Source organism: Micromonospora sp. PLK6-60 (genome assembly GCF_019890675.1).
Lineage (GTDB): Bacteria > Actinomycetota > Actinomycetes > Mycobacteriales > Micromonosporaceae > Micromonospora.
In genome coordinates this window covers 1-18,233 of the sequence record NZ_JAIOAA010000019.1, presented here as the reverse complement: position 1 = coordinate 18,233, position 18,233 = coordinate 1, and the positions used below count along the sequence as shown (strand labels likewise).

General features: G+C 74.0%; 18 protein-coding genes. 9 read left to right on the top strand and 9 right to left on the bottom strand.

The genetic code is table 11. The features are described from left to right. Window position 1: 1 nt before the first annotated feature. On the bottom strand, window positions 2-2,512 hold the full coding sequence (locus K7640_RS25730; RefSeq protein WP_222957501.1) for an AMP-binding protein: 2,511 nt from the start codon (window positions 2,510-2,512) through the stop codon (window positions 2-4). A 149-nt stretch (window positions 2,513-2,661) separates the two neighbouring features. Then, window positions 2,662-3,126, bottom strand: coding sequence for a hypothetical protein (locus K7640_RS25725; protein ID WP_222957500.1), 465 nt, complete (start codon window positions 3,124-3,126; stop codon window positions 2,662-2,664). 210 nt (window positions 3,127-3,336) lie between these two features. Between K7640_RS25725 and K7640_RS25720 the strand changes: the two genes are divergently transcribed. The 3 genes from K7640_RS25720 to K7640_RS25710 all read left to right on the top strand — a co-directional run bounded on the left by K7640_RS25720 (window position 3,337) and on the right by K7640_RS25710 (window position 5,784). Continuing rightward, window positions 3,337-3,954, top strand: coding sequence for a DNA-3-methyladenine glycosylase (locus K7640_RS25720; protein WP_222957499.1), 618 nt, complete (start codon window positions 3,337-3,339; stop codon window positions 3,952-3,954). Between the two features lie 115 nt (window positions 3,955-4,069). Then, complete coding sequence (locus tag K7640_RS25715) at window positions 4,070-5,161, top strand: LLM class flavin-dependent oxidoreductase (RefSeq protein ID WP_222957498.1); 1,092 nt, start codon at window positions 4,070-4,072, stop codon at window positions 5,159-5,161. Then, a complete protein-coding gene (locus K7640_RS25710; protein ID WP_222957497.1) occupies window positions 5,158-5,784 on the top strand; it encodes an FMN reductase in 627 nt (208 codons plus the stop codon). The genes K7640_RS25715 and K7640_RS25710 overlap by 4 nt, the downstream gene beginning before the upstream one ends. Before the next feature lie 40 nt (window positions 5,785-5,824). On the opposite strand, the gene K7640_RS25705 is transcribed toward K7640_RS25710, so the two are convergent. After that, window positions 5,825-6,694 carry a universal stress protein gene (locus tag K7640_RS25705; RefSeq protein WP_255609954.1) on the bottom strand — a complete coding sequence of 290 codons (870 nt, stop codon included), beginning with the start codon at window positions 6,692-6,694 and terminating at the stop codon, window positions 5,825-5,827. A gap of 281 nt (window positions 6,695-6,975) precedes the next feature. On the opposite strand from K7640_RS25705, the gene K7640_RS25700 reads away from it, so the two are divergent. Next, window positions 6,976-7,446 (top strand): cyclic nucleotide-binding domain-containing protein, encoded by a 471-nt coding sequence (locus K7640_RS25700; RefSeq protein WP_222957496.1) that lies wholly within the window; start codon window positions 6,976-6,978, stop codon window positions 7,444-7,446. 47 nt (window positions 7,447-7,493) lie between these two features. Here the strand turns inward: K7640_RS25700 and K7640_RS25695 are convergent, their stop codons facing one another. After that, window positions 7,494-7,952: a hypothetical protein gene (locus tag K7640_RS25695; protein WP_222957495.1), complete on the bottom strand. Its 459-nt coding sequence runs from the start codon at window positions 7,950-7,952 to the stop codon at window positions 7,494-7,496. A gap of 12 nt (window positions 7,953-7,964) precedes the next feature. After that, the gene (ppdK, locus tag K7640_RS25690; protein ID WP_222957494.1) at window positions 7,965-10,625 is read right to left on the bottom strand and encodes a pyruvate, phosphate dikinase; all 2,661 of its coding nucleotides are present in this window, start codon (window positions 10,623-10,625) and stop codon (window positions 7,965-7,967) included. A 132-nt stretch (window positions 10,626-10,757) separates the two neighbouring features. Between ppdK and K7640_RS25685 the strand changes: the two genes are divergently transcribed. The 3 genes from K7640_RS25685 to K7640_RS25675 all read left to right on the top strand — a co-directional run bounded on the left by K7640_RS25685 (window position 10,758) and on the right by K7640_RS25675 (window position 13,517). Further along, window positions 10,758-11,261: a GNAT family N-acetyltransferase gene (locus tag K7640_RS25685; protein WP_222957493.1), complete on the top strand. Its 504-nt coding sequence runs from the start codon at window positions 10,758-10,760 to the stop codon at window positions 11,259-11,261. 10 nt (window positions 11,262-11,271) lie between these two features. Continuing rightward, complete coding sequence (locus K7640_RS25680; RefSeq protein WP_222957492.1) at window positions 11,272-11,901, top strand: YgjV family protein; 630 nt, start codon at window positions 11,272-11,274, stop codon at window positions 11,899-11,901. A gap of 245 nt (window positions 11,902-12,146) precedes the next feature. Beyond that, window positions 12,147-13,517, top strand: a complete 1,371-nt coding sequence (locus K7640_RS25675) for a hemolysin family protein (protein ID WP_222957491.1) — start codon at window positions 12,147-12,149, stop codon at window positions 13,515-13,517. A 38-nt stretch (window positions 13,518-13,555) separates the two neighbouring features. Here the strand turns inward: K7640_RS25675 and K7640_RS25670 are convergent, their stop codons facing one another. The 4 genes from K7640_RS25670 to K7640_RS25655 form a co-directional block, all read right to left on the bottom strand. Further along, entirely contained in the window at window positions 13,556-13,873 is a 318-nt protein-coding gene (locus tag K7640_RS25670; protein WP_222957490.1) for a PRC-barrel domain containing protein, read from the bottom strand. Beyond that, window positions 13,860-14,240: a hypothetical protein gene (locus K7640_RS25665; RefSeq protein ID WP_222957489.1), complete on the bottom strand. Its 381-nt coding sequence runs from the start codon at window positions 14,238-14,240 to the stop codon at window positions 13,860-13,862. Before K7640_RS25665 ends, K7640_RS25670 begins: the two co-directional genes overlap by 14 nt. Beyond that, a complete protein-coding gene (locus tag K7640_RS25660) occupies window positions 14,237-15,463 on the bottom strand; it encodes an NRAMP family divalent metal transporter (protein ID WP_222957488.1) in 1,227 nt (408 codons plus the stop codon). Before K7640_RS25660 ends, K7640_RS25665 begins: the two co-directional genes overlap by 4 nt. Window positions 15,464-15,598: 135 nt before the next feature. Continuing rightward, window positions 15,599-15,970 carry a PaaI family thioesterase gene (locus K7640_RS25655; RefSeq protein WP_222957569.1) on the bottom strand — a complete coding sequence of 124 codons (372 nt, stop codon included), beginning with the start codon at window positions 15,968-15,970 and terminating at the stop codon, window positions 15,599-15,601. 141 nt (window positions 15,971-16,111) lie between these two features. Between K7640_RS25655 and K7640_RS25650 the strand changes: the two genes are divergently transcribed. Then, window positions 16,112-16,459 carry a VOC family protein gene (locus K7640_RS25650; RefSeq protein WP_222957487.1) on the top strand — a complete coding sequence of 116 codons (348 nt, stop codon included), beginning with the start codon at window positions 16,112-16,114 and terminating at the stop codon, window positions 16,457-16,459. A 94-nt stretch (window positions 16,460-16,553) separates the two neighbouring features. Beyond that, window positions 16,554-17,837 carry a tyrosine--tRNA ligase gene (gene tyrS, locus K7640_RS25645; RefSeq protein ID WP_222957486.1) on the top strand — a complete coding sequence of 428 codons (1,284 nt, stop codon included), beginning with the start codon at window positions 16,554-16,556 and terminating at the stop codon, window positions 17,835-17,837. The last annotated feature ends 396 nt before the right edge of the window (window positions 17,838-18,233 follow it).

Genomic DNA, 18,233 nt, shown 5'->3' with positions numbered 1-18,233 from the left:
ATCAACGCCGCGTTTTCAACAGCCTGTTTAACTTCAGCCGCCAGACCCGCTCGACCACCGTCCCGTACGCCACGCCCACCGCGAGCGACAGCACCAGCGCCAGCAGCGGCCGGTCCCGTAGGTGCGGGAAGACCTGCCAGTGGGTCAGATAGATGTAGAGCGAGCTGCCGGCGAGCACCCCGGCCAGCCGGTTCACCGGCCCGAGGCTGGGCACCGCCGGCACCCAGGTCAGCAGCGCGAACCCGGCGACGATCAGCGCCTCCCGGGCCGGCTCGCCGAAGAAGCCCGGCACGGTGGCCGCCGCCGCCACGGTCACCAGCAGCCGCTGCCGCACGTCGCGGGCCCGGGCCGCCGCCCAGCCGAGCGCGAAGAGCCAGCCCGCCACCAGGGCGGTGGGCAGCCCGTACCGGGCGTCCAGGCCGAACACGTCGTAGCGGCCGAGCAGGCCCAGGCCAACCAGCGCGACCGGCAGCCCGAACGGGAAGCGCCGTTCCCACCGGTCCACCCGGGGCAGCGCGAGCAGCGCGCCCGCCGCCACCAGGAGATAGACCAGCGCCTCGATGAACCAGAAGTGCCACTCGGTCCCGCCGTCGGCCGGTCCGACCAGGCTGTGCGCCAGCAGCAGGGTGCTCAGCCGGTACTGGTCGGTGACCACCAGCATCGCCGCGATCCAGGCGGTGGTGGGCAGCACGATCCGGGCCAGCCCGGCCCGGATCTGGCGCAGCCGGTCGCGCCGGGGAGCGTCGGTCAACTGGAACCGGGCGAAGTTGAACCCGGCCACCGCCAGCAGCAGGTGCGCGCCGCCGGTCAGGGTGAACAGCGGGATGTGCGAGCCGACGATCAGCACGATCGCCGCGGCGCGCAGCGCCACGCTCGTCTCCAGCGCCCGCCGGCGGGGCCGCCCGGCCGCCGGGGCGGGCAGCGCCGCGATCGGCCGGGTGTGCCAGTCCGGCGGCAGCGTGCCGAGCACCCGCTCCAGGCGCACCGACATCTCCACGTAGGACAGCGAGTCGCCGCCGAGGTCGACGAAGCTCTGCTCCGGGGTGACGTCGTCGCGCTCCAGCACCTCGGCGTAGAGCCGGCAGAGGTCGTCGTCGGCGCTCGTCGGGGGCGGCGCGTCCGGGGTGGCGGCGAGGTCTCGCAGCGCCGGGTAGTCGACCTTGCCGGTGGCCAGCCGGGGCAGCCGCGGCACCGTCCGCACCCGGACCGCCCGCGGTGGCAGGCCGACCTCGTCGGCGACCAGCCGCCGGACCCGGGCCGGCGCGGCGTCGCCGGCGACGGTCACCACCAGTTCGTCGTCCGCGCCGAGGCAGGCCGCCTCGACCGCGTGCCGGGCCAGCAGCGCCTCGACCGCCTGCGGGTCGACCCGCAGGCCGAGGATCTTGGCGAACCGGCTGCGCCGGCCGACGATCTCCCACAGGCCGTCCGGGCCGCGGCGGGCCAGGTCGCCGGTGGCCAGCTCGTCGACGGTACGCCCCGAGGCCAGGTCGGCGGGGGTACGCGCGTAGCCGAGCATCACGTTCGGGCCGGCGTACACCAGCTCGCCGACGCCGTCGGGCTGGCCCGGCGCCGGGGCCAGCCGGAACCGCCCCCCGGGCACCGGCACGCCGATCGCCTCGGGGCGGGTGCGCGCCAGGTCCGGCGGCAGGTACGCCATCCGGGCGGTGGCCTCGGTCTGCCCGTACATGACGAACAGGTCCCAGCCGCGGCGGCGGCCCAACTCGGCGTAGCGCACCACCGTCTCCGGGGCGAGCCGGCCGCCGGCCTGGGTCACGTACCGCAGGTGCGGCAGGTCCAGCTCGGCGAAGCCGGCCCGGTCCAGCAGGTCGAAGGTGTACGGCACGCCGGCGAAGGTGGTGCCCCGGGCGGCGCGGAACAGCTCCCAGAAGCAGCGGTCGGCCACCGACAGGTCGGTGAGGATCAGCGTGGCGCCCCGGGCCAGGTGGCTGTTCACCACGGACAGGCCATAGCAGTAGTGCAGCGGCAGCGTGGTCGCCGCCCGGTCGGTGTCCCGGATGCCCAGGTAGTCGGCGATCGACTCGGCGTTGGCCGCCAGGTTCGCCGCGGAGAGCCGGACCAGTTTCGGCGAGCCGGTCGAGCCGGAGGTGCTCAGCAGCAGCGCCAGCTCGGGGTGCAGCTCGTGGGCGCTGCCGGCCCGCCGTTCCTGGATCGTCCAGGTCCCGTCGACCGGCCCGATCAGCACGTCCGGGTCGTACGCCTCGACCAGTGCCCGGGTCGACGGCCCGGTGCCGGGCACCAGCAGCACCGGGTGGCCGCCGCGCAGCGCGGCCAGGTAGCCCACCAGGGCGTCGACGGTGTTCGCCCCGGCCACCAGGACCAGTCGCCGCCGCGTGCCGAGGGCGCGGGCGACCTCGTCGACCCGGTCGGCCAGCTCGGCGTAGGAGAGCGTGCCGCCGGCGGTGACGACGGCGGGGCGGCTGCCGTGGCGGGCCAGGTCACGGGCGAAGGGCACCGTGCCGGCGGCGGGCAGCAGCTCGGGCGGGGACGTCACGCGGACAGACTCTAAGGTAAGGCTGCCCTAATCTGAAAGCCCCTGTCGGGGAGCCCGGCGTGCCGGGCGGTGCGGATCACACCGCCCGGCGTACCGTGGAATTGCCCGTCGGGACCACCCGCTACGTGGTCCCGGCGGTGCGCGGCCGGTCAGTCGGCGGCGCGCACCAGCCGGGTGACCGCCGTGTCGTCGGCGAAGCTGCACTCGTAGCCCCAGGCGTCGCAGGCCTGGGCGTGCGCGGTGGCGTACACCTCCCGCGGCAGGAACCGCTGGTCCTGCGCGGTCACCGTCACCACCAGGTTCTGCGCGGTGCCGTCGCAGACCAGCCGCTCGCTGCCGTAGGCGGTGATGACGTCCTGCCCGCGGGTCTGGCGGAGGCTGACGCTCACCCCCGAGATCGCCGGCGAGGCGTCGGTGCAGGTGATCGAGACCGGCACGTACGCCACCAGGCCGTTCGCGGCGACGGTCAGCGGGTCGCCGAGCGCGAACGACTGGATCCACCCCGGGTCGGCCTGGGCGGTGACGTCGGCCTGGGCCGGCGCGGCGAAGGAGAGGGACGCCCCCAGGGCGAGGGCGGCGCCGGCCAGCGGGAGGCGGATGCGGGACAGGTTCATGGTGGTCCTTCCTCAACGGATGTGCCGCGACGGCGTGCCCCCGGCCCCGTGCCGGGGCCGTCGTCGGCCCGGTCACCCGCCCGGCGACGTGACGTCGCCGGGGGTGACAGCAGTTACACCACTGGCGGCGGCGCTCGGTTGCGTCGGCTGGCCGACAGTTGGCGGATATTGTCGGGCCATGCCCCGCCGCACCGTCCGGAGCCGGGTCGGATGACCGGCACCGACCTCGCCCCGCTGGCCGACCTGCTCGCCGGTCCCGTCGTGCCCGCCGCCCGTGGGCTGCTCGGCTGCACGCTGGCCGCCAACCAGGTGACCGTCCGGATCGCCGAGGTCGAGGCGTACGCGGGCACCGCCGGCGACCCGGCCTCGCACGCGCACCGCGGCCGTACCCCGCGCAACGCGGTGATGTTCGGCCCGGCCGGGCACGCCTACGTCTACTTCACCTACGGCATGCACTGGTGCGTCAACGTGGTCACCGGGCCGGACGGGGAGGCGTCGGCGGTGCTGCTGCGCGCCGGCGAGGTGGTCGACGGCCTCGACGTGGCCCGGGCCCGCCGCCCGGCCGTACGCCGGGACGTGGACCTGGCCCGCGGCCCGGCCCGGCTGTGCGCCACCCTCGGCATCGACCGCGCGGCGTACGGCGTCGACCTGCTCGGCGACGGCCCGGTGCGGCTGCGCCCCGCGCCGGTCCCGGTCCCGAACGCGGCGGTCTCCGCCGGTCCCCGGGTCGGGGTGACCGGGGCGCACGACGTGCCCTGGCGGTTCTGGCTGACCGGTGACCCGACGGTGAGCGCGTACCGGCGGCACGTGCCGCGCAGCCGGCGCTGAGCGGGTGACCCCGGCCACCCCGGCCACCCTCCGCGACGGAATAGTTGACTCGTCAAATATGTTGTGCGCGGCGTACTGTTCTCCCGACCCCGGTCGGACGCGCGAGGAGCTGGTCATGCAGTTCGGAATCTTCACCGTCGGCGACGTCACGGTCGACCCGACCACCGGCCGGGAGCCCACCGAGCGGGAGCGGATCAAGGCGATGGTCGCCATCGCGCTCAAGGCGGAAGAGGTCGGTCTCGACGTCTTCGCCACCGGTGAGCACCACAACCCGCCGTTCGTGCCGTCCTCGCCCACCACCATGCTGGGCTACATCGCCGCCCGCACCGAGCGGCTGCTGCTGTCCACCTCGACCACGCTGATCACCACCAACGACCCGGTGAAGATCGCCGAGGACTACGCGATGCTCCAGCACCTGGCCGACGGCCGGGTCGACCTGATGATGGGCCGGGGCAACACCGGGCCGGTCTATCCCTGGTTCGGGCAGGACATCCGCAACGGCATCCCGCTCGCCATCGAGAACTACGACCTGCTGCGCCGGCTCTGGCGCGAGGACGTGGTCGACTGGCAGGGCAAGTTCCGCACCCCGTTGCAGTCGTTCACCTCGACCCCGCGCCCGCTCGACGGCGTCCCGCCGTTCGTCTGGCACGGCTCGATCCGCAGCCCGGAGATCGCCGAGCAGGCCGCGTACTACGGCGACGGCTTCTTCGCCAACCACATCTTCTGGCCCAAGGAGCACACCCAGCGGATGGTGGCCCTCTACCGGCAGCGCTTCGCCCACTACGGCCACGGCTCCGCCGACCAGGCCGTCGTCGGCCTCGGCGGCCAGGTGTTCATGCGCCGCAACTCGCAGGACGCCGTCCGCGAGTTCCGGCCGTACTTCGACAACGCCCCGGTCTACGGGCACGGGCCGTCGCTGGAGGAGTTCACCCGGGAGACGCCGCTGACCGTGGGCAGCCCGCAGCAGGTGATCGACCGGACCCTCGGCTTCCGGGAGTACGTCGGCGACTACCAGCGCCAGCTCTTCCTGATCGACCACGCCGGCCTGCCGCTGAAGACCGTCCTGGAGCAGTTGGACCTGCTCGGCGAGGAGGTCGTCCCGGTGCTGCGCAAGGAGTTCGACGCGCTGCGTCCCGCGCACGTGCCCGAGGCGCCCACCCACGCCAGCCTGCTCGCCGCCCGCGACGCCACGGCGGCCACCCGATGAGCCGCCGCATCCTGGCCGTCGTCTCCGCCGGGCTCAACCAGCCGTCCTCCAGCCGGCTGCTCGCCGACCAGCTCGCCGCCGCCGCCCGCGACGAGCTGGTCGGGCGCGGCGCCGACGTCGAGCTGCGGGTGATCGAGCTGCGCGAGTACGCCCACGACGTGGTCAACCACCTGCTCACCGGTTTCCCGCCCGCGGGGCTGCGCCAGGCGCTGGACACGGTGGCCGGCGCCGACGGGCTGATCGCCGTCACGCCGATCTTCAACGCCTCCTACAACGGGCTGTTCAAGGCGTTCTTCGACGTGGTCGACCGGGACGCCCTGACCGGCCGGCCGGTGCTGATCGGCGCGACCGGCGGCACCGCCCGGCACTCGCTCGCCCTGGAGCACGCCGTCCGGCCGATGTTCGCGTACCTGCGCTCCGTGGTGATGCCCACCGCGGTCTTCGCGGCGCCGGAGGACTGGTCCGGCGACCGGGACGAGAGCGCGCTGCGGTCCCGCATCCGGCGGGCCGCCACCGAACTGGCCGAGGAGGTGGCGCGCCGCCCCGCCGCGACCGGCCCGGCGGACCCGTTCGCCCTCACCACCAGCTTCGAGGAGCTGCTCGCCGGCCGCGACCCGGCCTGACCGGCCCGACCCGACCGTCACCGGCGGTCGGGTCGCCGCGTCACGGCCCCGGCTCGACCGGGTGGGCCACCAGCACCGGGCAGTGGGCGTGCTGCACCAGGGCCTGGCTGACCGAGCCCAGCAGCATCCCGGCGAAGCCGCCCCGGCCACGGGACCCGACCACCAGCAGGGCCGCCTCCCCGCTGGCCTCGACCAGCGCCCGCTCGGGCGAGTCGCCCGGCACGGGCCGCCGCAGCACCGTCAGCACCGGATGGTCCGACCGGATCCGGGCCTCCGCCGCGGCCAGCAGCTCGGCCGACTCGGCCTCCCCGGCCGCGGTGTCCTCCGGCGTGCTGGCGTCCCGCTCGGTCGGACGTACGTGCACCAGCACCAGGTCGGCGTCCCGGCGGACCGCCTCGTCGGCGGCGAGCCGGACCGCCAGCGCCGCCGGCTCCGAGCCGTCCACCCCGACCAGCACCGGCCCCGCCACCGGGATCGGCTGCTCGGCCGGGCGCACCACCAGCACCGGGCAGTGCCCGTGCTGGGCCACCTGGGTGCTGACCGAACCGAGCAGCAGGCCGGCGAATCCGCCCACCCCGCGGCTGCCCACCACCACCAGGTCCGCCCGGCGGGACTCCTCGACCAGGGTGGCGCCGGGCCCACCGGCCACCTGCCGCACCGACACCTCCAGCGTGGGGTGCCGCTCGGTGAGGTCGGCGGCGACCTGTTCGAGCATCCGCTGCGCCTCCTCGGTCGGCGCCGGCACCCCCAGGTCGTACGGGTTGAGCGGCACCCCGTAGCCCAGCGGGTGCAGGTAGCCGTGCACCAGGTGCAGCGGCAGGTGCCGCAGCACGGCGGCGCGGGCCGCGTGTTCGGCGGCGACCAGGCTGGACGGCGATCCGTCGACGCCCACCACGACAGGTCGGTTCATCGGCACTCCCACGGTCGGTCCGATCATTGTCGGCGTACCCGGCCCGGGGCGCCGGCATTCGACCGGGACGCGCCGACAGGTCCGACCGCACCGCGCCCGGGGCAGGGCCGACGGTCGACGACGCGTCGCGCGGCAGAGGCGATCCGCCCGGCGCGGCCGGGACCAACGGCCCTGACACCGTGGCCCGCGCCGGAGTCGGATGGAGACAGGACCGAAGCGCTGAGCCGACCACCAGGCCCGGCCGTCCGCCGGGCCCCATCCGTTACCCGGAGGGACCTCGCATGACGCCACTGGAGATGCTCCGTGAACACCCCTTCCTGGCCGGCCTGCCCGCGCAGTGGCTGCCCCGGCTGGACGGGTACGCGCGACCGGTGGTCTGGCACCCGGGCCATCGACTGTTCCGGGCCGGGCAGCCGGCGGAACGGTTCTGGCTCGTCCGTGGCGGCGAGGTGGCCCTGGACTTCCCGGTGCCCGGACGCGGCGACGTGGGCATCGAGACGATCGGCCCGGGCGGGGTGCTCGGCTGGTCCTGGCTCTTCCCGCCGTACCGCTGGCAGTTCGGGGCGGTCGCCGTGCGCCGGACCACGACGGTGGAGTTCACCGCCGAGGGGGTGCGCCGGCTGATGGCCGCCGACGACCGCCTCGGCCGGGAGCTGACCACCCGGTTCATGGCCGTGGTGGTGGACCGGCTCCAGGCGTCCCGGGTACGGCTGCTGGACCTCTACGGCTACCCCACGTCCTCGGCGAGCTGACCCGCCGGTCCGTCCGGGCTCGGTGAGCCCGGACGGCGTCAGCCGGGTCAGCGCTCGACGACCAGCCGGCGGGCCCGCAGCGCCCGGGCCCACCACGGCCGGGGCGCGGCCGACCGCGGCGCCGGGAGGCGGCTGCCGCGCAGGCTCACCCAGCCGCCCGGGCCCATCGTCACCGTGCCGATCGCCGGTGGCCTGCGCCGGCCCAGCACCGCCACGGCGGTGGTCAGCACCGCCACCGCGACCGCGCCGACCGCGGCGGCGAGCACCTGGTCCGGGTCCGGCACCGACCGGTAGCGGACCCGCCCGCCGGCCAGGACGAACGCCCCGACGGCCCGCCCGTCGCGGGTCACCGGCACCAGCGCCGCCGCCGGCGTGCCGGGCAGCTCCAGCACCGGGCCCACCGGCCCCACGGGTACGACCGGGGCGGGCCCCGCCGTCGGCTCCGGGGCCGGCCGGGGCGGCGGGGCCAGCGGTGCGGGTCCGGTCGGGTTGAAGATCGCGGTCATCGCGCTGCCCTCCTATCGGGATTCGGACGTGCCGGTGGTCGGGTCGACGGCGGCCCGTCCGGCCGCCAGCCGGGCGATCGGCACCCGGTACGGCGAGCAGGACACGTAGTCCAGCCCCGCGTCGGCGAAGAACGCCACCGACTCGGGGTCCCCGCCGTGCTCGCCGCAGACCCCGACGGTCAGCCCGGGTCGGGCCGCCCGGCCCTCGGCGACGGCCAGCCGGATCAGCCGCCCGACGCCCGTGACGTCGATGCTCTCGAACGGCGACACCGGGAAGATCCCCCGCTCCAGGTACGCCCCGAAGAACGAGCCCTCCACGTCGTCGCGGGAGAACGCCCAGGTGGTCTGGGTCAGGTCGTTGGTGCCGAGGGAGAAGAACCGCGCCTCGGCGGCGATCTCCCCGGCGGTCAACGCGGCCCGCGGCACCTCGATCATCGTGCCGATCGGGATCTCCGGGGCGCCGTCGACCTCGGCGAGCACCCGTTCGGCCTCGATCCGGACGGCGGCGAGTTCGCGGACGTCGCCGACCAGCGGCACCATGATCTCCGGCCGTGGGTCGCCGCCGGCCCGGATCCGCTGGGTGGCCGCCTCGGCCACCGCGCGGACCTGCATGGCGAACAGCCCTGGGACCACCAGCCCGAGCCGCACGCCCCGCAGGCCGAGCATCGGGTTCGACTCGTGCATCCGGCGCACGGCGGCCAGCAGCCGGCCGTCGTGGCCCGGGTCCGTGCCGAGCGCCTCGGCGCGGGCCACCCGCGCGGTCAGTTCGGGCAGCGGGGGCAGGAACTCGTGCAGCGGCGGGTCGATCAGCCGGATGGTCACCGGCAACCCGTCCATCGCCGCGAGAATCTCCTCGAAGTCCGCCCGCTGCAACGGCAGCAGCGCGTCCAGCGCGGCGCCCACCTCGCCCGGTCCGTCGGCCAGGATCAACCGCTCCACCAGTTCCCGGCGTTCGCCCAGGAACATGTGCTCGGTACGGCACAGTCCGATGCCGGTGGCGCCGAGCCGGCGGGCCCGCCGGGCGTCGGCCCCGGTGTCGGCGTTGGCGCGCACCCCCAGCCGGCGCACCGCGTCGGCGTGGCCGAGCAGCCGGTGCACCGCGGCGAGCAGCGGGTCGGCCTGCGGCTCCAGTTCGCCGGCCAGGTAACGGGCGACGGGGGAGGGCTGCACCGGGACCGCCCCGGCGTAGACCCGGCCGGTGGTGCCGTCGACGGAGATCACCTCGCCGGCCCGGACCACCCGCTCGCCGACGGTGAACCGGCCGCGCTCCGGGTCGATCCGTACCTCTTCCGCGCCGCAGACGCAGGTGCGACCCATGCCCCGGGCCACCACGGCGGCGTGCGAGGTCTTGCCGCCGCGCGAGGTGAGCACCCCGACCGCGGCGATCATGCCCGGCAGGTCGTCCGGGTTGGTCTCCGGGCGGACCAGGATCACCGGTTCGGTGGCCGCCGCCGCGGCGGCGGAGTCGAACACCACCCGGCCGACCGCGGCCCCCGGGGAGGCCGCCACCCCGACGGTGAGCGGCGCCGGCGCGCCCGACAGGTCGAATGCCGGAAACATCAGCTGGCCGAGCTGCGCGCCGCTGACCCGCAGCAGCGCCTCGTCGAGGCTGATCAGCCCCTCCTCGACGAGCTGCGCGGCGATCACGAACGCGGCGGCGGCGGTGCGCTTGCCGACCCGGGTCTGCAACATCCAGAGCCGGCCGCGTTCGATGGTGAACTCGACGTCGCACAGGTCCCGGTAGTGCCGCTCCAGGGTGACCATGATCTCCCGCAGCCGGCGGAAGCTGGCCGGGTCGATCCGTGCCAGCTCCGGCAGCGGCACGGTGTTGCGGATGCCGGCCACCACGTCCTCGCCCTGCGCGTCGGTCAGGTAGTCGCCGTAGACCCCGGGCGCGCCGGTGGCCGGGTCGCGGGTGAACGCCACCCCGGTGCCGGAGTCCGGGCCCAGGTTGCCGAAGACCATCGCCATCACGTTGACCGCGGTGCCCAGGTCGTCGGGGATGCGTTCCCGCCGCCGGTAGAGCCGGGCCCGCTCCGAGCGCCACGACTCGAACACCGCGCGGACGGCCAGGAAGAGCTGCTCGTGCGGGGCCTGCGGGAAGTCGTGCCCGACCTGCGCGGCGAAGATCTTCTTGTACGTCTCCACCAGGTCGCGCAGCTGTGCGGCGCTCGGTCCGCCCGCACCGGCGGTGGCCCGCACCGCCGCCAGCTCCCGCTCGAACTCCTCCGCCGGGACGCCGTGCACGGTGCGGCCGAACATCTGGATCAGCCGCCGGTACGAGTCCCAGGCGAACCGCTCGTCACCGCTGCGCGCGGCGAGCCCGACCACCGTGGCGTCGTTCAGCCCGATGTCGAGGATCGTCTCCATCATCCCCGGCATGGAGTAGCGACCGCCGGAGCGGACGGCCAGCAGCAGCGGGTCGTGCGGGTCGCCGAGCCGCCGGTCGAGCTGGGTCTCCACCTGGCGCAGGTGCGCGTTGACCTCCTCGAACAGCCCCTGCGGGGGCGTGCCGGTGGCCAGGAACGCCCGGCAGGCGTCGGTGCTGACGGTGAAGCCGGGCGGGACGGGCAGCCCGAGCCGGGTCATCTCGGCCAGGTTGGCGCCCTTGCCGCCGAGCAGGTCGGCCCGGCTCCGGTCACCCTCGATGAAGTCGTAGACGTACTTCGGCATGGTCCGGCCTCCTCGGCTGCGTCGTTCCTCCTCCTTCGTATCGGGCGCACCGGCGGGCGCGGCAGGGCCGGACGGGACCGGCACCGGGCCGGAGGTCCCGAGGGTGTCGGTGGGCCCGCGTATCCTCCGGCGGTGACCAGTGAGGTGCGGCTCCGCCCGGTACGCGACGACGACCTGCCCGTCTTCTTCATTCAGGAGCAGGACCCGCAGGCCAACTGGATGGCCGCGTTCGGCCCGAAGGACCCGTCCGACCGGGCCGCCTTCGACGCGCACTGGGCCCGGATCCGGGCCGACGAGCGGATCGTGAACCGCACGGTGACGGTCGACGGCGCGGTGGTCGGGCACGTGGCCGCCTTCCCGGTGGGGGAGCACACCGAGGTCAGCTACTGGATCGATCCGGCCCGGTGGGGTCGGGGCCACGCCACCGCCGCGCTCGCCGCCCTGCTGCGTGAGCTGCCCCGGCGGCCGGTCTACGCCCGCGCCGCCAAGGACAACGCCGCCTCCCTGGCGGTGCTGCGCAAGTGCGGTTTCGTGGTGGTCGGCGAGGACTCCGGGTACGCTCCCGCACGCGGCACCGAGGTGGCGGAATGGCTGCTCCGGCTGCCCGCCGACGGCGCTGAGCTGGGCAACCACTAGTCTCCCCCGGGTGAACTGGCTGGAACTCGTCGGCTGGGCCGGCTCCGCGCTGCTGGTCTGGTCCCTGCTGCAGACGCGCATCCTGCGGCTACGCGCGCTCAACCTGATCGGCTGCCTGATCCTGATCGGCTACAACGCGGCCGTGCACGTCTGGCCGATGGTCGGGCTCAACGTGGTGCTCGCGGTGATCAACGTGTGGTATCTGCGCACGATGCTGGCCACCCGGCACGACGAACAGACCTACCAGGTGGTCGAGGTGGGCACCGGCGACGCGTTCCTGGCCCACACGCTGCGGGTGCACGCCACCGACATCGCCCGGTTCAACCCGGACTTCCGCTGGGACCCGACCGCCGCCGAGCGCTCGGCGTTCCTGGTGGTCCGCGGCGACCAGGTGGTCGGCGTGGTGGTGTCGCACGCCGAGGCCGGCGCGGTCGCCCAGATCGACCTGGACTACGTCACCCCGCCGTTCCGCGACTTCACCCCGGGCGAGTTCGTCTACCGGCGCAGCCGCCTCTTCACCGACCGGGGGTTCCGCCGGGTGGTCAGCCCGCCCGGCATGATCGCCCCGTATTACCACCGGCTCGGCTTCCGCCCCGAGGGCGACGCCTACGTGCTCGACCTCCCCACCCCCACCCGCTGACGGTGTAAGGAGGGTGCCCTTCTTAACGCATTCTGTATAGGAAGGGCCCCCTGTTAACACCGCCGGGGCATCCGGCAGCGGCGGACGGGCCCTGATCGACGCACGGTAGGGGGATCGTGCGGCGCCGGAGGATTTGCCGGGCCCCGCGCGGGGCACAGAGGGGGCCACGCCGTCCGGGATTTCCGGCCGGCGACGTCGGCCCCGCGATGGGCCGGCCCTGGTCGGGTCGAGGGAGAGAACCGGGCGTGCAGAGCTACTGGAGCCAACTGGCCCTGGTCGGAGTTCTGATCATCTTCAACGCGCTCTTCGCGGGCAGTGAGATGGCGCTGGTGTCGCTGCGGGACAGCCAGGTCCAGCGGCTGGAACGCAGCAGCCGGGCCGGCCGGACCCTGGCCCGCCTCGCCAAGGACCCGAACCGCTTCCTGGCCACCATCCAGATCGGCATCACCCTCGCCGGGTTCCTCGCCTCCGCGGCGGCGGCCGTCTCGCTGGCCCGACCGCTCGTACCGTTGCTCGGCGTCTTCGGCAACGCGGCCGAGACCGTCGCCATCGTGGCGGTCACCCTGGTGCTCACCTTCGTCACCCTGGTCTTCGGGGAGCTGGCGCCCAAGCGCATCGCCATGCAGTCGGCCGAACGGTGGGCGCTGGTCGTGGCCCGCCCGCTGGACGTGTTGGCGAGCCTGACCCGGCCGGCGGTCTGGCTGCTCGGCGCCACCAGCGACGTGGTGGTCCGGCTGTTCGGCCTCAACCCGAAGCACGAGCCGGACGAGATCGGCCCCGACGAGCTGCGCGACATCGTCGCCGGCAACCACGGCTTCACCAAGGAGCAGCGGCAGATCATCGCCGGCGCGGTGGAGATCACCGACCGGCAGCTCAAGGCGGTCCTGGTGCCCCGGTTGCAGGTCTTCACCCTGGACAGCGGCACCACCGCCGAGGCGGCGCGGCTGGTGCTGGCCGCCACCGGCCACTCCCGGGCGCCGGTGGTGCGCCACGGCGGCCTGGACGACGCGGTCGGCGTGATCCACCTGCGGGACCTCGTCGGCGTGCCCGACGACCGGGCGGTCGACGAGATCGCCCGCCCGCCGATGCTGCTGCCCGACTCGCTGCCGGTGGTCGACGCGCTGCGCCAGTTCAAAGCCGAACGGCAGCACATCGCCCTGGTGGTGGACGAGCGCGGCGCGGTCGACGGGATCGTCACGCTGGAGGACATCCTGGAGGAGATCGTCGGCGAGATCTACGACGAGACCGACCGGGATCTGCGCTCGGTCCGCACCGAGGCGGACGGCGCGCTGGTGCTGCCCGGCACCTTCCCGGTGCACGACCTCACCGACCTCGGGGTGGAGCTGCCCAACCGGCCGGCCGGCGACTACACCACGGTGGCCGGGCTGGTGCTGATCTGCCTCGGGCACATCCCGATGGTGGCCGGGGAGCAGGTCACCATCGACGGCTGGGAGCTGGCGGTGGCCGACGTCGACCAGCGCGCCATCACCGAGGTGCGCCTCCGGCGTCGCCCGCGCCGCGAGCGGGCCGAGGGCGACGACGACGCGGACGGTGTCGACCCGGCCGACGGCGCCGACCCGGCGGACGCCCCGGCGCTCGACGAGGCACGCCACTGACCACGCCCAGCGCAACCCCGCCCGCCGCCCGGTGGGGTTCAGCGCCGGCCGGCGGGCGGGTCGAACGGAAAGCCGGGCACCCGCGGGTGCAGTTGCACCGCGTCGACCGGCACCTGATGGGTGCTGCGCCCGATCAGCCGGGCGGCGGCCCGCAGCAGCCAGGGCCCGGCGGGGTGCAGCTCCGGCCCGATCAGCCGGCTGGTCACCCGGGTCCACCAGTGCCCGGCGACGATCACGTCGGTGATCAGAAACCGCTCCGGCGGCCAGCCCCCGCGCACCACCACGTCCACCACCCGGCCGAGCCGGCGCCCGTGCAGGTCGTACGCGGTCCGGCCGAGCAGCTCACCCGCTCGCACGGTTCGCCCCCGGGATCCGGTCGATCAGGTGCCGGCGCAGCCACGACTCCACCGGCGATGGTGGCAGCGCGGACGCCGGGCAGCGCAGCCGGACCGCACTGCCCAGGTGGGCGACCTGGTCGAGGGGGATGCGCAGCGGCGGCACCGGCGGGTCGTCGACGAACCGGTCGGCGACCGCCACCAGGATCCGCCCGATCCGGCCGCCGATCCGCTGGCCGAGCGCGCCCTGCCCGGTGAGCAGGCACGCCACGTACGGGAAGCCGTCGTCGTCGACGGCGAAGGCGATGTCGTCGACCCGCCCGACCAGCCGGCCGTCGGAGTCGACGATCTGCCGGTCGAGCAGCTGCTTGGCGAGCTGGATCCTCACTGTCCCATCCTCGTCACGATCGCCAACGGGATCGCCGCGACCGACGCGGCGACGATGACCAGCAGGAACAGCGCGCCGAGCAGGTTGTTCCACCGGCCGTTCACCCGGTCGCCCAGGTAGTCGCGGTCGTTGGCCACCACCAGGATCGGCAGGTACGTCAGCGGCAGCACCACCGCGCTGAGCACCAGCATGTACTCGGTCAGCCGCACCGGGTCGACGGTGGTCATCAGCAGCAGCACCGCGAGCAGCACGCTGACCAGCAGCACGCTGTGGAACCGGGCCGCCTCGCGCGGGCTGACCCGCTTGCCCCACTGCCAGCCAAAGTACTGCGCCACGGCGTACGCGGCGGAGATGCCGGTCTCCAGCGCCGCGCCGAAGGTCACCGCGAAGAACGCCATCGCGGCGATGGCCAGGCCCACCCCACCCAGCACCAGCACCACCGGCTGCGCCACCTGGTCCAGCGAGGTCAGCGACGTGCCGCCCGGGTGGTGGACCACCGCCGCGGCGGCGATCAGCGACAGCGCGAGCAGCCCGCCCACCGGGAAGCCGATCAGCACGTTGGACCGGGACCGGGCCAGGTCGGCCGGGCTCCAGTTCTCCTCCACCCCGCCGGAGGAGAAGAAGAACACCTCGTACGGGCTGACCGTGGAGGCGAACAGCGCCACCGTCACGAACCAGTACGCGGCCCAGCCGTGCCCGCCGGCGCTCAGGTGCAGGGCGCCGTGGCCCAGCCGCGCCCAGTCGGTGGGCAGCAGGAACAGCACCACCGCGAAGACCAGCAGGCTCAGCCCGGCCAGGCCGAAGACCCGTTCCATCAGCTCGAAGCGCATCCGCCACAGCACCAGCCAGACCGCGCCCGCGGCCACCGGCACCCAGATCAGGTAGCCGACCCCGGAGGCCAGTTGCAGGGCCAGGGCCACCCCGCCCAGCTCGGCGGCCAGGGTGATCACCGTGACCAGCCAGGACGCCACCAGGTTGAGCAACGCCACCCGGGGCCCGAGCCGCTCCCGGACCAGGTCGAAGACCGCCCGGCCGCTCACCGCCGCGATCCGGCCGGCCATTTCCGCGTACGCGCAGATGCCGAGCACGCCGACGAGCAGCACCCAGGCGTGCGCCATCCCGAAGCGGGCCCCGGCCTGGCTCGCCGCCACCAGGTCGCCGACGTCGACGAAGCCGCCGATGGCGGAGAGGATCCCGAGGGTGGCGGCCAGCAGCCTTCTCACGGCGCACGGCGGTCGGGTGTCATCGCAGCGACGATATTCCGAACTATCCGCGCTTGTCGGGACAATCGGCACATCCCGCGCCGAGGCGGGTCACGTCCGACCGGTCGCGGCGCGCCCGCCGCGCGTACCGTCCGGTCAGGTGCCGAGGTTCTGCAGGCGGACCTGGCCGCGCGCGACCAGCCGGTCCTCGGCGTCGGTGATCTCCACGTGCCACAACTGCTGGCTGCGCCCCCGGTGCACCGGGGTGCCCACCGCGGTCAGCTCCCCGTCCCGCACCGCGCGCAGGAAGTCGGTCTGGTTCGCCACGCCGACGACGCGGCCCCGCTCGCCCAGCCAGATCGCGCCGCCGATGCTGGCCGCCGTCTCCACCACGGAGCAGTAGACCCCGCCGTGCTGAATGCCGAACGGCTGGTGCAGCTCCGGCCGGACCTGCCAGCGGATGACCACCCGGTCGGCGGTCATCTCGTCCATCTTGAGGCCCAGCAGGGCCGCCAGGCCCGTGTTCATGTCCGGCAGCTCCACCGCTGCTCCTCCTCACCCGGTCGCGGCGCCAGCCTAGTGCGCCGGGCCGCCGCGGTTGCCGGCGGGCGACCGGCCGTAGTAGACCTGGGCCGTCCGGGACCCGCGCCCGTCGCCACGGAGGAATCGATGACCGTACGTCGTGTCATGCCCGTCATCCGGTCCGAGGCCGCCCGGGAGAGCCGGGAGTTCTACGGCCTGCTGGGCTTCGAGGAGGTGATGGATCTCGGTTGGATCATGACGCTCGCCTCCCCGTCCACGCCGGCGGCACAGGTAGGCGTCATGAGCCGCGACCGGACCGCCCCGGTCACCCCCGACATGAGCGTCGAGGTGGACGACGTCGACGCGGCCTACGCGGCCGTGCGGGACAGCGGTGCGGAGATCGTCCACCCCTTGCAGGACGAGGAGTGGGGGGTACGGCGGTTCTTCGTCCGCGACCCCAACGGCCGGGTGGTCAACGTGCTGAGCCACCGCTGACCCGCGCGTCCCGCCGCTCCGGGCCGGGGCCGACGGCGTCGCCCGGCCAAACCCGGTACCTGTCCACCGCCGCGATGGGGGAGAATCGGTGGCCGTGACCGACAGCAACCTCCCGCCCGGGCGGGACTCCCTGACCGAAGACCTGCGGTGGCGGGGCCTGATCCAGGACTCGACCGGCCTCGACGAGCTGCGCGAGCTGTTCGACGCCGGGCCGACCACCTTCTATGTGGGCTTCGACCCGACCGCGCCCAGCCTGCACGTCGGCCACCTCATGCAGGTCATGACGGCCCGCCGCCTCCAGTTCGCCGGGCACCGGCCGCTGCTGCTCGTCGGCGGCGCCACCGGGCAGATCGGCGACCCGAAGGAGAACGCGGAGCGCACCCTCAACTCGCCCGAGGTCGTCGCCGGCTGGGTGCGGCGGATCCGGGACCAGCTGGCCCCGTTCGTGTCGTACACCGGTGAGAACGCGGCCCAGCTGGTCAACAACCTGGACTGGACCGGCGAGATGTCCGTGGTTGAGTTCCTCCGCGACGTGGGCAAGCACTTCCCGGTCAACAAGATGCTGGCCCGGGAGGTGGTCCGGGCCCGGCTGGAGAGCGGGATCAGCTTCACCGAGTTCAGCTACCAGCTGCTCCAGGCCAACGACTTCTTCGAGCTGCACCGCCGTTACGGCTGCCAGCTCCAGTTCGGCGGCTCCGACCAGTGGGGCAACATCACCGCCGGTGTCGACTACGTCCGCCGGCGCGGCGCGGGACCGGTGCAGGCGTTCACCACCCCGCTGGTCACCAAGTCCGACGGCACCAAGTTCGGCAAGACCGAGGGCGGCGCGGTCTGGCTCGACCCGGCGATGACCAGCCCGTACGCCTTCTACCAGTTCTGGGTCAACGCCGACGACCGGGACGTCAGCCGCTACCTGCGCTACTTCAGCTTCCGTTCCCGGGAGGAACTGGAGGAACTGGAGAAGGCGACCGCGGAACGGCCGCAGGCGCGGTTCGCCCAGCGGGCGCTGGCCGAGGAACTCACCACGCTGGTGCACGGTGAGCGGGAGATGGCCCAGGCGGTCGCGGCCAGCCAGGCGCTCTTCGGCCGTGGCTCGCTGGCCGAGCTCTCCGCCGAGACGCTGCGCGCCGCCTTGACCGAGGCAGGCCTGGTGCACCTGACGGAGCTGCCGGACGTCGCCGGCCTGCTGAAGGAGTCGGGCCTGGTCCCGAGCATGAAGGAGGCCCGCCGGGTGATCACCGAAGGCGGCGCCTACGTCAACAACGAGCGGATCACCGACGTGGCGGCCACGGTGTCCACCGACGAGCTGCTGCACGGCCGATACCTCGTGCTGCGCCGTGGCAAGCGCTCCTTCGCCGGGGTTGAGCTGGCCAGATAGCCCCCGATCAACAGTGTGACGCGGGACGCGTCCGGTGGATTTGACGATCAAACCACCGGGCGCGTAACTTTTTCTCTGCCAGCGCGGAACGGACGAAACAGGCGAAAGACCTGGAAGGCCGGAGCGCAGGACCTGAAACGGGCGGTGCCCCGGATTCGCCGAGAGGCGGATTTGGCGAGGCGAGACCGACCGGGTAAGGTTACCGGCCGGCAGGGAAACGGACGAGCGGGTGACCGCGGCGGCCGTCCCGCCGAATCCACGACGGGGCCCGGCGGGAGCCGGTTCAATCGTGGTGCCCGGAATCGGGTTGAAGCACGACAAACCGCGAAACAGCGGTTTGACACGGCGGAAACCACCGGGTAACGTAGTAAAAGTGCCCGGCGCGAGAGCGGCGGA

What these genes read in the sequence shown, in the direction of transcription:
- K7640_RS25725 (WP_222957500.1), bottom strand. Translation starts at nt 3,126, where the DNA reads ATGAACCTGTCCCGCATCCGCCTCCCGCTGGCCGGCGCCGCCCTCGCC.
- K7640_RS25720 (WP_222957499.1), top strand. Translation starts at nt 3,337, where the DNA reads ATGACCGGCACCGACCTCGCCCCGCTGGCCGACCTGCTCGCCGGTCCC.
- K7640_RS25715 (WP_222957498.1), top strand. Translation starts at nt 4,070, where the DNA reads ATGCAGTTCGGAATCTTCACCGTCGGCGACGTCACGGTCGACCCGACC.
- K7640_RS25710 (WP_222957497.1), top strand. Translation starts at nt 5,158, where the DNA reads ATGAGCCGCCGCATCCTGGCCGTCGTCTCCGCCGGGCTCAACCAGCCG.
- K7640_RS25705 (WP_255609954.1), bottom strand. Translation starts at nt 6,694, where the DNA reads ATGAACCGACCTGTCGTGGTGGGCGTCGACGGATCGCCGTCCAGCCTG.
- K7640_RS25700 (WP_222957496.1), top strand. Translation starts at nt 6,976, where the DNA reads ATGACGCCACTGGAGATGCTCCGTGAACACCCCTTCCTGGCCGGCCTG.
- K7640_RS25695 (WP_222957495.1), bottom strand. Translation starts at nt 7,952, where the DNA reads ATGACCGCGATCTTCAACCCGACCGGACCCGCACCGCTGGCCCCGCCG.
- ppdK (WP_222957494.1), bottom strand. Translation starts at nt 10,625, where the DNA reads ATGCCGAAGTACGTCTACGACTTCATCGAGGGTGACCGGAGCCGGGCC.
- K7640_RS25655 (WP_222957569.1), bottom strand. Translation starts at nt 15,970, where the DNA reads ATGAACACGGGCCTGGCGGCCCTGCTGGGCCTCAAGATGGACGAGATG.
- K7640_RS25650 (WP_222957487.1), top strand. Translation starts at nt 16,112, where the DNA reads ATGACCGTACGTCGTGTCATGCCCGTCATCCGGTCCGAGGCCGCCCGG.